At 65.6% G+C, this 13,002-nt stretch carries 11 protein-coding genes; 5 read left to right on the plus strand and 6 right to left on the minus strand.

Translation table 11 applies throughout. The annotated features are described in order from the left end of the window. Positions 1-6: 6 nt before the first annotated feature. Positions 7-555, minus strand: coding sequence for a DoxX family protein (locus ACVWZ8_RS14505; protein WP_426978644.1), 549 nt, complete (start codon positions 553-555; stop codon positions 7-9). A gap of 430 nt (positions 556-985) precedes the next feature. Between ACVWZ8_RS14505 and ACVWZ8_RS14510 the strand changes: the two genes are divergently transcribed. Both ACVWZ8_RS14510 and rsrA read left to right on the plus strand, forming a co-directional pair. Next, complete coding sequence (locus ACVWZ8_RS14510) at positions 986-1,771, plus strand: sigma-70 family RNA polymerase sigma factor (protein ID WP_456505002.1); 786 nt, start codon at positions 986-988, stop codon at positions 1,769-1,771. Further along, positions 1,768-2,028, plus strand: a complete 261-nt coding sequence (rsrA, locus tag ACVWZ8_RS14515; RefSeq protein WP_426978642.1) for a mycothiol system anti-sigma-R factor — start codon at positions 1,768-1,770, stop codon at positions 2,026-2,028. The genes ACVWZ8_RS14510 and rsrA overlap by 4 nt, the downstream gene beginning before the upstream one ends. Before the next feature lie 120 nt (positions 2,029-2,148). Here the strand turns inward: rsrA and ACVWZ8_RS14520 are convergent, their stop codons facing one another. The 5 genes from ACVWZ8_RS14520 to ACVWZ8_RS14540 all read right to left on the minus strand — a co-directional run bounded on the left by ACVWZ8_RS14520 (position 2,149) and on the right by ACVWZ8_RS14540 (position 8,445). Beyond that, positions 2,149-2,223, minus strand: a complete 75-nt coding sequence (locus tag ACVWZ8_RS14520) for a 50S ribosomal protein bL37 (protein ID WP_104061284.1) — start codon at positions 2,221-2,223, stop codon at positions 2,149-2,151. A 90-nt stretch (positions 2,224-2,313) separates the two neighbouring features. Next, positions 2,314-2,937 (minus strand): PadR family transcriptional regulator, encoded by a 624-nt coding sequence (locus ACVWZ8_RS14525; protein WP_456505003.1) that lies wholly within the window; start codon positions 2,935-2,937, stop codon positions 2,314-2,316. Beyond that, the gene (locus ACVWZ8_RS14530) at positions 2,937-3,764 is read right to left on the minus strand and encodes a DUF4097 family beta strand repeat-containing protein (protein WP_426978640.1); all 828 of its coding nucleotides are present in this window, start codon (positions 3,762-3,764) and stop codon (positions 2,937-2,939) included. Before ACVWZ8_RS14530 ends, ACVWZ8_RS14525 begins: the two co-directional genes overlap by 1 nt. A 132-nt stretch (positions 3,765-3,896) precedes the next feature. Next, positions 3,897-4,496, minus strand: a complete 600-nt coding sequence (locus ACVWZ8_RS14535; protein ID WP_426978639.1) for a GDSL-type esterase/lipase family protein — start codon at positions 4,494-4,496, stop codon at positions 3,897-3,899. Positions 4,497-4,626: 130 nt separating this feature from the next. Further along, a complete protein-coding gene (locus ACVWZ8_RS14540) occupies positions 4,627-8,445 on the minus strand; it encodes a multifunctional oxoglutarate decarboxylase/oxoglutarate dehydrogenase thiamine pyrophosphate-binding subunit/dihydrolipoyllysine-residue succinyltransferase subunit (RefSeq protein WP_456505004.1) in 3,819 nt (1,272 codons plus the stop codon). Positions 8,446-8,727: 282 nt separating this feature from the next. Here ACVWZ8_RS14540 and guaB1 point away from each other — a divergent pair, with 282 nt between their 5' ends. From guaB1 to ACVWZ8_RS14555, 3 genes are all read left to right on the plus strand, one after another. Beyond that, positions 8,728-10,203, plus strand: a complete 1,476-nt coding sequence (guaB1, locus tag ACVWZ8_RS14545; RefSeq protein ID WP_456505005.1) for a GMP reductase — start codon at positions 8,728-8,730, stop codon at positions 10,201-10,203. 308 nt (positions 10,204-10,511) lie between these two features. Further along, on the plus strand, positions 10,512-11,897 hold the full coding sequence (locus ACVWZ8_RS14550; protein ID WP_456505006.1) for a hemolysin family protein: 1,386 nt from the start codon (positions 10,512-10,514) through the stop codon (positions 11,895-11,897). Continuing rightward, on the plus strand, positions 11,894-12,955 hold the full coding sequence (locus ACVWZ8_RS14555; protein WP_456505007.1) for a hemolysin family protein: 1,062 nt from the start codon (positions 11,894-11,896) through the stop codon (positions 12,953-12,955). The genes ACVWZ8_RS14550 and ACVWZ8_RS14555 overlap by 4 nt, the downstream gene beginning before the upstream one ends. The last annotated feature ends 47 nt before the right edge of the window (positions 12,956-13,002 follow it).

A 13,002-nucleotide genomic window follows, 5' to 3' on the forward strand; every position in this document is an offset into this window, starting at 1 on the left:
GCCTTCTTATGCTCCGACGGTGTGGTCAATGGCTTTGCGTACGGCCTTGTCGGCCTTCTTGAGCTGCTTGCCCGTGGTCTTCTTGACGTCGGTGGCGAGGTGTCCGGCGTTCTTCCTGGCGTCCGCAGCGAGGTGCTCGGCGCGCCAGGCCAGGCTGGGCTTTCCGTTCGTGTCGACGGAGGCCAGCAGGACGCCTCCGGTCAGCGAGACGTTCTTGAGCAGCTGCTTGCGGCGTGCGTCGCGGCCCGCCTTGGAGGTGATGTCCGCGCTGCGCCATTCAACATAGCCGTTGAGCGCCGAGATGACGGCCAGCACCGTGGCTGCGAGACGAGACGATTTGCCCAGGGCGAGGCAAACCCCGGCGCCGACCTGAGTGCCGCCGATGACGCGGGCAAGGACTTTCTCATTGGTCTGGAACGGCAGCGATTCAGCCGCGCGGCGCAAGAGGGGAGAGAGCTGTGTCGCAGTGTCATCCGCATTCTTCAGCTTGTCCATGCCTGCGAGGACGAAACTGGAGGCGAGCATGGGCCGGGCGAGAAAACGGACAAGGGACATGAATTTCCTCCTGGATGGACGAACCGCGGATATGAAGCGGGAGAACCGGTTCTAGTCTTGCACTTTTGCGGAATATTTGCCTGTTGCACGTGGTTGTCAATTGCAGGTTCCAGCCGCTTACTGTGGCCGGATTAAGACCCACATCGGCCCGGTTTGCGGCTCGAAGACATTTGCGGGCTCGAAGACAGCAGTGCAGTGCAGAAGTAATGCACTGCAGAAGCGTGGTCGCGGTGCCATGACGGCAATGCCGTAACGGCGGTGCTGTGACACTGGCGCGTCGGCCGCGGGCCGGGAAGGTAAAGGAGGCGGAAATTTGTTGCTGGTGAAGGAGAGCGTAGAGGTGGAGGCAGGCCCGGGGAATCCTTGGACCAGGGCCCGGCCGGTCCGCTGGGTTGAGGCCCCGGGCACGGTTTCGGGTGGCCTCAGGAAGGTGACAGTAGACTTGAAGGCAATGAGCACCATGGATCCGGCCGTTGCGGCCATGCACGAGGTTGCCGGAAACGACGCCACGCCCAACAAGTCCCCTGTAGCCAGCCCGGCTGGCGCATCTCCCGATCCTGCCCAGGAGACGCTGGTGGACGGGCAGCCGCTGGATACCTCGACCGAAACAGTGGAACAGCGCCGGGTCCGTTTTGAACGCGATGCGATGCAATACGTGGACCAGCTGTATTCCGCGGCCATGAGGATGGCGCGGAACCCCGCGGACGCCGAGGACCTGGTCCAGGAGGCCTACACGAAGGCGTTCTCGGCCTTCCACCAGTACAAGCCGGGAACCAACCTCAAGGCGTGGCTGTACCGCATCCTCACCAACACGTACATCAACCTGTACCGCAAACGGCAGCGTGAGCCGTTGCAGTCGAATTCGGACACCATCGAGGACTGGCAGCTGGCACGTGCCGAGTCGCATACGTCGTCGGGGTTGCGTTCGGCTGAGGCAGAGGCCCTGGACCACCTGCCGGATTCGGACGTCAAACGCGCCCTGCAGGCTATCCCGGAGGAGTTCCGGCTGGCCGTCTACTTCGCCGATGTGGAGGGCTTCGCGTACAAGGAAATTTCAGACATCATGAACACCCCGATCGGGACCGTCATGTCCCGGCTGCACCGCGGCCGGAAGATGCTGCGGGATATGCTCGCCGACTACGCATCCGAGCGGGGATTCAAGGCCGCACAACCCACCGCAGCGGCCGGAAGCAACAAACAGGAGAACAGGAAATGAGCGACTGCCAGGGACTGGGCGATTGCGACGACGCCCGGATGCAACGTATCTACGAGTATCTGGATGGGGCGCTCACGCACGATGACATCGCTGAGATCAAGGACCATCTGGACGGGTGTCCGGAATGCTTTGAGCAGTACGACCTCGAATGTGTCATCCGCGTGATGGTGAAGCGTTCATGCACCGAAGCTGCCCCCGAGAACCTCAAGAACTCGATTCTCGACCGGATCCATTCGATCCGCCCGGTCGAAGCCTGAGCCCTCGCCGCCGCCAGGCCGGATCCACTGGAGGGGCCAGGAATGGCCTACAGACAAATGACCCCGGAAACCGTCAGGTTTCCGGGGTCATTTGTCTAAAGCTGTCATTCCAAGCTTTGCTTAGGCGTTGGGGCGCTTGCCGTGGTTCGCGCCGCCACGCTTACGGTCACGACGTTTACGTGCACGCTTGCTCATAGCTGGCCTCCTTAATATTGGTACTCAAAAGAGCTGCCCTCAAGTCTCCCACATCGGGACACGAGCTGCGAACCGGCCGCAGACTGCCGCTCAACTGTCCAGCGAATTGCGGATGGAGATCCGTGCCTGGTCCAGCACGGTCCTGACTGTCTCCAGGGTGACAGGAGTGACGGGGTTGCGGCTGCCGTGGCGGCGCAGCTCTACCCGGATGTCGTCGCGGAAGGCCTGGACCAGCATCTCCGCTTCCCTCAGCCGGCGGTCGCCCTCCTGGGAGTAGCGCGGGCCTGCCGCGGCCCGGGATGCTGGTCCCGCAGAGCGGGCGGTGGAACGTGCGGCTTCTGCCGTCGCGGCCAGGTCCGCCCTGAGCCCCCGCATGTTGACGCGGATGTCCTGCCGCAGATTGTCGGCGAGCCGGCGGACCGAGGCAGAGATGTCGTTCTCGACGCCGGCGAGTTCGTCCCGGCGGCTGTTGAGTTCCACGAGCCCGGCGGGGGTGATGGAGTAGTTGGTCCTGCGGCCCTCTGGCTGAGTGGCCACGAGCCCTTCCTCCTCGAGTTTGCCGAGCCGGGGGTAGATGGTCCCGGCGCTGGGGGAGTAGGTCCCGCCGAAGCGTTCGCTGAGGGCCTTGATGAGTTCGTAGCCGTGTTTGGGGCCCGACTCAAGCAGCGCCAGCAGATACAGCCGCAACGCGCCGTGGGCGAAGACGGGAGGCATCAGAGGCCCGTTTCGGGATCCGTGGTCGGCTGGCCGTGGAAGATCGAGGTCTTTCCGGAGACTGAGTTGGTCCGGACCAGCATGAGGTGGGTGTCGGGGCCGGCGATGGTCTGCACGGTGCCGCCGGGTTGCGTGTACTTCTGCTCGTCAATGATGACGGCACCGCTGGCGGACTTCGCGACGATGTCCACGCCGACGTCGTGGGGGAGCCGGATGGTGACGTCGCCCGAGACGGAGTTGGCGCCGAAGTCCTGGGTGAAACCGTGCAGATCGAAGCTGAGATCGCCGCTGACGGTGTTGGCGCGGATGTTGCTGAACTCGCCGGAGGCCGTGACTTCGCCGGAGACGCTCTTGGCGGTCAGCACACCGTGGTGGTTGCGCGCGATGACCTCGCCGCTGACCGTATTGACGGACAGGTTCCCGGAGGTGCCGTCGGCGAGGACGGAGCCGGAGACGGTGTTCAGACGGGTATGGCCGCTGATCCCGGACACCATGCCGTCGCCGCTGACGGTGCCCGCCTCGACCTCGACGCCGGCCGGCAGGGCGATGCTGATGACCACGGAATTGCTGCTGTTGTTGTTGACGGTGCCCATGAGGTTCTTGAACCAGCCTTGCGGGCCGTGCAGCTGGTGCCGAACCTCCAGCCGGCCGTTGACCAGGGTGACGGAGAGCGGATCCCCGGAGATTTCGGATACCTCGAGCCGGGCGACGTCCTCGTCGTGCGTCACGATGTCGAAGCGCCCCCGGACGATGCCGAGCTTGAGCGAGCTGACGCCGTCGACGTCGATGGTCTGCGGGCCGGTGACGGTCCAGGTGTTCTCTTCCATGGTTCCTCCGGGAATGGGCCGTGCGAGGCGTTTACGATATATCGTGTCTATGGATGCCACGCTATATCGCCTCTTCGTCACGGTCAAGATATATCGCAAGATTGCCTGGAGGGGAGGAGGGGCGGCGCTGGTCTACTCCGGCGCGTCCATGCCCAGCCATTGGAACCAGCCGCGGTGCAGCACGAGCCACGCCATCAGCCCGTAGCCGGCCTGGCCGGGGGTGCCGCCGTTGGCGGCAAGGTCCTGGCGCCACTGTTCGTGGTTCAAGAGCGGCGAGAAGGTGTCCACATACAGGTGTTTGCGGCGCGTGGTGACATCGGCGAACGCGGTGTTCAGATCGCCCAGCCGGCGGTTCTGCGTCGGATCGAGCGTGGGCGGCGGCCCGACGACGAAGACCTCGATTTTGTTCTGCGAGGCTGAGTCCAGGATGTTCGCCAGGTTCAGCCGGCTGCGGGCCGTGGAGAGCCCGAATTCAATGTCGCGGCCGGAGAGCCCGATCACCAGGCGGTTCTCGTGGTGGGCGCTGAAGCGGCGGCCGGCCTCCTCGAGCCAGCGCGCGGCCAGCCCTTCGGTGCCTTCCTGCGGGCACGGCAGGGAGTAGCTTTCCATGACCAGGCCGTCCTGCGGCGTGCGGGCCAGCACACGGCCCAGCCAGCCCAGCGCGCGGGGATCACCGAGCCCGGCCAGCAGTTCATCGCCAACGGCTGCGATCCGCAGCTTTCGATCTTCCACGACTACCTCTTCAGTCCAAAGCGTCAACTGATCAGCGTCATTTAGACGGCGTCAATTAAACACAGACGGTTAAACAAAGCTGCCCGGCCGGAGTTGCGTGTTTCCATCTCCGGCCGGGCAAGCAATGACCCTACTTACGTGCGAATGCCTGCTTGAGCAGGGCGTCCTGCTCGGCCGAGTGACGCTTCATCGACCCCGCCGCGGTGGAAGCCGAGGCAGGACGGGACACGAGGCGCACCTGGCGGTCGAGGGCGTCCGGCAGGTTGAGCCCGATGAACGGCCACGGACCCTGGTTGGCCGGCTCGTCCTGTGCCCAGACAACTTCGGCGTTCGGGTACTTGGCCAGCTCCGCGGCGATCTCGGCGGCGGGCAGCGGGTAGAGCTGCTCGACCCGGACGATCGCCGTCGTCGTGTCCTCGGTCTTCTGCCGGGTGGACAGCAGATCGTAGTACAGGCGGCCGGAGACGAGCAGCACCCGCTCGACGGCGTCCGCCTGCAGCTGCTCGTGCTCGGGGATGACCGTCCGGAAGGAACCCGTGGTGAAGTCCTCCACCGAAGACGCTGCGGCCTTGAGGCGGAGCAGCTGCTTCGGGGTGAAGATGATGAGCGGCTTGCGCGGCCGGCTGTACGCCTGGCGGCGCAACAGGTGGAAGTGCGAGGCCGACGTCGTGGGGTTGGCCACGATCATGTTCTCTTCGGCGCACATCAGCAGGAAGCGTTCGATCCGGGCGGAGGAGTGGTCAGGCCCCTGGCCTTCGTAGCCGTGCGGCAGCATCAGTACGAGAGAGGAGCGCTGGCCCCACTTCTGTTCGGCCGAGGAGATGAACTCGTCGATGATGGTCTGCGCACCATTGACGAAGTCGCCAAACTGAGCCTCCCAGAGCACGAGGGCGTCCGGTCGTTCCACCGAGTACCCGTATTCGAAGCCCATCGCGGCGTATTCCGAAAGCAGCGAGTCGTAGATCCAGAGCTTGGCCTGGCTGTCCGACAGGTGGGCCAGGGGCAGCCACTCGTCACCGTTGGCACGGTCATGGAAGACTGCGTGCCGCTGGACGAAGGTGCCGCGGCGCGAGTCCTGGCCGGCGAGCCGGACGGGGACGCCTTCCATGATGAGCGAGCCGAAGGCCGCGATCTCGCCGAAGCCCCAGTCAATGCCGCCCTCGCGGGACATCTGCTCACGCTTCTCCAGCAGCTGCTTGAGTTTGGCGTGGACGGTGAAGCCCCCGGGAATCTCGGTGTGGGCTTTGCCGATGCGGGCCAGCGTCTCGGCGGAAATCGCGGTTGAGGCCGGGGCGTTGGTCCCGGTGTCCGCCTGCTGGGCCATCGGTCGCTCGAGGTCCGAGACCGCAGCGGAATCGGCCGTGATGATCGGAATCGGGGAGGTCTGGGCAGCGTGGGTTTCCGCGAAGACGCGCTCCAGGCGTTCCTGGTAGTCGCGCAGCAGCTGCTCGGCTTCTTCCTCGGTGATGTCACCGCGGCCGATCAGGGATTCGGTGTAGAGCTTGCGCACCGAACGCTTGGCTTCGATCAGGTTGTACATCAGCGGCTGCGTCATCGAGGGGTCGTCGCCCTCGTTGTGCCCGCGGCGCCGGTAGCAGACCATGTCGATGACAACATCCTTGTGGAAGCGCTGGCGGAACTCGTAGGCGAGCTGGCCGATCCGGACCACGGCCTCCGGGTCATCGCCGTTCACGTGGAACACCGGTGCCTGGATCATCTTGGCGACGTCCGTGGAGTAGGTGGAGGAGCGCGACGACGACGGGGCGGTGGTGAAGCCGACCTGGTTGTTGACCACGATGTGGATGGTGCCGCCGGTGCGGTAGCCGCGCAGCTGGGAGAGGTTGAGCGTTTCCGCCACCACGCCCTGGCCTGCGAAGGCGGCGTCGCCGTGCACCATGATCGGCAGCACAGGGAAGGCCTCGCCCTGGTCCAGGCGGTCCTGCTTGGCGCGGACAATGCCTTCGAGGACGGAGTCCACAGCTTCGAGGTGGGACGGGTTGGCGGCGAGGTAGACCTTCGTCTCCTTGCCGTTGTCCGAGCTGAAGGTGCCCTCGGTGCCGAGGTGGTACTTCACGTCACCGGAGCCCTGCACGGAGCGCGGATCCTGGGTGCCTTCGAATTCGCGGAAGACCTGGGCGTAGGTCTTGCCGGCGATGTTGGTGAGCACGTTGAGCCGGCCGCGGTGGGCCATGCCGATCGCCACTTCGTCGAGTTGGTCGTCGGCCGCATCGGAGATGATGGCGTCCAGCAGCGGAATCAGGGATTCGCCGCCCTCGAGCGAGAAGCGCTTCTGCCCGACGAACTTCGTCTGCAGGAAGGTCTCGAAGGCCTCGGCGGCGTTGAGCTTGGAGACGATGCGCAGCTGCTCGTCGCGGCTCGGCTTGGAGTACTTGTGCTCGATCTGGTCCTGGAACCACTTGCGCTCGGCCGGTTCCTGGATGTGCATGTACTCGATGCCCGCAGTGCGGCAGTAGGCGTCGCGGAGGACGCCGAGGATGTCACGGAACTTGAGCATCGGCTTGCCGCCGAAGCCGCCGGTGGGCCATTCGCGGTCCAGGTCCCACAGGGTCAGGCCGTAGGTCAGGACGTCGAGGTCCGGGTGCTTGCGCTGGACGTACTCGAGCGGATCGGTGTCCGCCATGAGGTGGCCGCGGACGCGGTAGGCGTGGATCAGCTGCTGGATCCGGGCGACCTTGTTGATTTCGTCCGCCGGGTCCACCTGCAGGTCCGGGCTCCAGCGCACGGGCTCGTACGGGATGCGCAGGGATTCGAAGATGTCGTCGTAGAAGTTCTGGGCACCCAGCAGGAGCTGGTGCACGAGCTTGAGGAACTCGCCGCTGCCGGCACCCTGGATGACGCGGTGGTCATAGGTGGAGGTCAGCGTGAGGACCTTGCTGATGGCGTTCTGCGCGATGATCTTCTCGCTGGCGCCCTGGAACTCCGCCGGGTAATCCAGTGCACCGACGCCGATGATGGCGGCCTGGCCCTTGGACAGTCGCGGCACAGAGTGCACGGTGCCGATTCCACCCGGGTTGGTCAGTGAGACCGTGGTGCCCGAGTGGTCGTCCGCGGTCAGCTTGCCGGCGCGGGCACGCTTGATCAGGTCCTCGTAGGTGTGCCAGAACTCGGAGAAGTTAAGCGTCTCCGCCTTCTTGATGTTGGGCACCATGAGCAGGCGGGTGCCGTCCGGCTTCGGCATGTCGATGGCGATGCCGAAGTTCACGTGCGCGGGCTGGACAGCTACCGGCTTGCCGTCGACCTCGTCGTAGTAGACGTTCATCGAGGGGAACTGGGACAGGGCACGGATGACGGCGTAGCCGATCAGGTGCGTGAAGGAGACCTTGCCGCCACGGGCGCGGGCGAGGTTGGAGTTGATGACCACGCGGTTGTCGATCAGCAGCTTCGCCGGAATCGCCCGGACGCTCGTGGCGGTCGGAACTTCCAGGCTGGTGATCATGTTGGTGGCGATGGCCTTGGCCGGGCCGCGGAGGACGGAGACGACGTCCTCTTCCGGTGCGGTCGGGGCCTTGATGTTCTTGGGCAGCTGGGCCGGGATCGGCTGGGTGCCGGCGCCGGCCTCAGTGGTCTTAGTGGTCTTGGCGCCGTCCCGGGCGACAGTGGCCGGGGACCTCTGGGCGGCGGCGGGAGCAGCGGCCTGGGCCGGAGCAGGAGCAGCGGCCGGAGCCGGGGCTGCCGGCGCAGGTACCGCCGGCGATGCGGCAGCAGGAGCTACAAGAGGAAGTTCGCGAGTGGCCGGGTGCGCAACAGGCGCTGCACCCGAGGTCCCGTTGGTGGAGGAACCGTCGCCGGCGTCGAAGGATTCGAACAGCGGCCACCACTTGGCATCAACCGTGTTCTTGTCCTGCTGGTAACGCTCGTACAGTTCGTCAACGAGCCACTCGTTTCCGCCAAATTCCTCTGGTAGACGGTGGCTAGGCTGCTCTGGCACTTGAAATACGCCTCTTCCATGAGTTTGATTCCCACTGGCTTCCACGGTGCATCAGCACGACGATTGAACCAGTCTCCGCGTCCAGTGAACCCAGACCCCTGCCAGTCTAGTGACGATTCTTCCCAAACCGCCAATAAGGTCGACTCAAATCATGAAGTCATCGGGAACGTTCGCGAAGTCGCCTCCCAGGGCAGCATCCGGAGCCACTACGCAGGCAGGCGAAGGCTCGCCTAGAATCGCAAGAAGAACCCTAAGCACTGAGAGTGCCTACCAAGGAGAAGCGTGCGATTTCTGACTGAGCCCACCACCGACCTGACGTATTCGGACATCTTCCTGGTGCCCTCCCGTTCCGATATCACCTCGCGGCTGGACGTGGACCTGGCCGCAGACGACGGAACGGGCTCGGTGATTCCTCTCGTGGCCGCGAATATGACGGCGGTGACCGGCAAACGGATGGCGGAAACCATGGCACGCCGCGGCGGACTCGCCGTCCTGCCGCAGGACGTGCCGCTCGAGGTGATCCGGGACGTCACCGCCTGGATCAAGACCCGTCATGCGGTCCTCGAGACGCCCGTCACGCTCTCGCCCGCTGACACGGTCATCGACGCGCTGCACCTGATGGGCAAGCGGCCGCACGGCGCCGTGACCGTCGTGGACGAGGCCGGCGCCGTGGCCGGCGTGATCCGCGCGGCGGACTGCGAGGGCCAGGACCGTTTCGCGTCGCTGGCCTCTGTGGTCCGGCACCAGCCGCTCGTGCTGGACGCGGCGCTGTTCGAAGGCGCCTTCGACGGCGGGAGTGGCTCCGGACCGGAAGCGGCACTCCGCCGCGCTTTTGACGCGATGGACGCCGCCGGCACCGACTACGCGCCGGTGCAGCAGGGCGGTGTCCTGAGCGGAGTGCTGACCCGGCAGGGAGCCCTGCGCTCCACCCTGTACCGGCCCTCGCTGGATGACTCCGGGAGGCTTAAGGTGGCCGCCGCCGTCGGGATCAACGGTGACGTCGCCGGACGGGCGGCGGAGCTCCTCGCCGCCGGAGTCAACGTCCTGGTGCTCGACACTGCGCACGGCCACCAGCAGAAAATGTTCGACGCGCTGGCCGCGGTCAAGGGCCTCAATCCCGGCGTTCCGGTGGTGGCGGGCAACGTGGTCACCGCCGACGCGACCCGGGAGCTCATCGAGGCCGGGGCAGACATCGTCAAGGTCGGCGTCGGACCCGGCGCCATGTGCACCACCCGGATGATGACGGCGGTGGGCCGTCCGCAGTTCTCCGCCGTGCTGGAATGTTCCGCCGCCGCCCGCGCGGCCGGCGGCCGGGTCTGGGCCGACGGCGGCGTCCGCTACCCGCGCGACGTCGCCCTGGCCCTGGCGGCCGGGGCCAGCCAGGTCATGATCGGCTCCTGGTTCGCCGGCACGCACGAGAGCCCGGGGGACCTGCAGCTGGATGCCGGCGGCAGGCAGTTCAAGGAAAGCTTCGGCATGGCCTCGGCCCGGGCCGTCCAGAACCGCAACCAGCGCGAGGGTGCCTTCGAAAAGGACCGCAAGGCCCTGTTCGAGGAGGGCATCTCCACCTCGCGCATGTACGTGGACCCCGCCCGCCCCGGCGTCGAGGACCTGCTCGACATGATCACCGCAGGGCTCCGCAGCTCCATGAGCTACGCCGGCGCGGCAGATCTGGCCGCCTTCCGGGAACGCGCCGTCGCCGGGATCCAGTCCGCTGCGGGCTACGAGGAGGGCCGTCCGGTTCCGCAAAGCTGGTGATGTGCACTGCCGGCTGAAGCGGCCGCCGGCCGTCACGTGACGGCCGGCGGCAGCCGCTCCTGTAGACTGAACTTCTCATGGACAGTAAATCTAGGTGCCGGCCTGGGGGCTGTCAGCGGAGAACGGAAAACGTTACCGCGCAGTCCACCCGCAGAGCCGGCAAACCCCGTTCACGCGCCCATCATTCTCCGGCCCCACACCCATCCGGAGCCTTCCAGGAAACAGGGTCGGCTCATGCCGACCATCCTCCGCCGGGCCGATTCCACGAGCACCCACACTGTGCCGCTGCTCCGGAAGCAGGCCGCTAAATGGAATGGTTCCTTCTGGCAGTAGGCCTGCTGCTCATCCTCGGCACGGGCTTCTTCGTAGCCGTTGAATTCTCCCTGGTCGCCCTCGACCAGTCCACCGTCCAGCGGGCCGTGGAAAACGGGGATCCTGCTGCCGCACCGCTGCTCAAATGCCTCAAGTCCCTGTCCACGCAGCTCTCCAGCTGCCAACTGGGCATCACCATGACCACGCTGCTGACCGGATTCGTCATGCAGCCATCCGTCGGCAAGCTGCTCGAAGTGCCGCTGGCCGCCGTCGGGGTCCCCGAAGCCGCGGCCATCTCCATCTCGCTGGTGGTCGCGATGACTCTGACCACCCTGCTCTCCATGCTGATCGGCGAACTGGTGCCGAAGAACATGGCCATTGCGCTGTCATTTCCGATCGGAAAGGCCCTCGCCCGACCCCAGCTGGTCTTCACAGCCATCTTCAAACCCGCCATCGTGGTGCTCAACGGCTTCTCCAACAAGGTCCTCAACGTCTTCGGACTTGAGGCCAAGGAGGAAATCTCCGGCGCCCGAACTCCGGCCGAACTGGCATCCCTTGTCCGACGCTCCGCGGCGATGGGAACCCTTGACGCAGGGACCGCCAACTTCATCGCGAGGACGCTGAAGTTTTCGGGCCGGACGGCGGCGGACGTGATGACGCCCCGCATCCGCGTCGAAACGATCGACGCCGACCAGCCGGTCTCGGACATCGTGGAAGCCGCCCGGCGCACGGGCTACTCGCGCTTCCCTGTTATCGGGGACTCCTCCGATGACATCCGTGGCGTTGTGCATATCAAGAAGGCCATCGCCGTGCCGTCTGACCGGCGCGCCAACCTGGAGGCCGGCGCCATCATGACCGATGTGCTCCGGGTGCCGGAAACCATCCATCTCGATGCCCTGCTGGCGGAACTGCGCGAAGGCAACCTCCAGCTGGCCGTGGTCCTCGACGAATACGGCGGAACCGCCGGCATTGCCACGCTCGAGGATCTCGTGGAGGAAATCGTCGGGGAAGTGGCCGATGAACATGACAAGGTCCGTCCGGGGCTGTTGCAGAGCGCCTCGGGGGACTGGTACTTCCCGGGACTGCTGCGTCCCGATGAACTCTCCGAACAGATCCCGGGCCTGACCGTGCCCGACGAAGCTGCCTACGAAACGGTGGGAGGGTACGTCATGAGCCAGCTGGGCCGCATCGCGTCCGTGGGGGACGCCGTCGAGGTCGGCGGCGGGACGCTGAGCGTGACCCGCATGGACGGGCGCAGGATCGACCGGATCTGCTTCAAGCCCGCCCGCGCCCACGGCCAGGAGCATGGCGAGGACCACGGCGAAGACCACGGCGAGGACCATGGCGAGAACCAGAAGTCCGGCCAGGTCGGTGCCGCATGAGCGACTGGGTAGGAATTCTCTGGCTCGTCGTCCTGCTGGTCGGCAACGCCTTCTTCGTGGCGGCGGAATTTGCGGTCATGTCCGCCCGGCGGAGCCAGATCGAGCCGCTGGCCGAGGCCGGGTCCAAGCGCGCGCAGACCACCCTGCGGGCGATGGAAAACGTCTCCCTGATGCTGGCCTGCGCCCAGCTGGGCATCACGGTCTGCTCCCTGCTGATCCTGCAGGTTGCGGAACCGGCAATCCACCACCTGATGGCCGTGCCGCTCGGGGCGGTGGGCATCCCGGTGGAAATCGCCGACGTCGTGGCCTTTGCCATCGCGCTGCTGGCCGTCACTTTCCTGCACGTCACCTTCGGCGAAATGGTCCCGAAGAACATCTCGGTTTCCGTCGCGGACAAGGCGGCCCTGCTTCTCGCGCCGCCGCTGATGTTCATCGCCCGGGCGGTGAGGCCGGTGATCGTGTCCCTGAACTGGTCCGCGAACCACATCCTCAAGCTCATGCGGATCGAGCCGAAGGACGAGGTCACCTCCTCCTTCACCCTGGAGGAAGTCCAGTCGATTGTGCAGGAATCCACCCGTCATGGCCTGGTGGATGACGACGCCGGGCTGATCACCGGTGCGCTGGAGTTCTCGGAACACACCGCGTCCCGCGTGATGGTCCCACTCGACAAGCTCGTGATGCTGAAGGCAAACACCACGCCGGTGGAGTTCGAGAAGGCTGTGAGCCGGACGGGTTTCTCCCGATTTCCGATGCTCGATGACGACGGCATGCTTTCGGGCTACCTCCACATCAAGGACGTGCTGTCCATCCCCGACGCGGCCTATCACCAGCCGATCGCCGAAAGTCGCATCCGTTCCCTGGCGAACCTCTCAATGGACGATGAGATCGAGAAGGCCATGTCCGTCATGCAGCGGACGGGCTCGCACCTCGCCCGTGTGATCGGGCCGGACGGGCACACTCAGGGCGTCCTGTTCCTCGAGGACGTCATTGAGCAGCTCGTCGGCGAGATCCGGGACGCCACCCAGGCCACCGGTTACCGGCGGCTCGGCCAGGACTAGGCAGCGGCGTGCTATTACCCTAAATGGGAATGATTCCCATTTAGGGA

It is taken from the genome of Arthrobacter sp. UYCu723 (genome assembly GCF_054059215.1).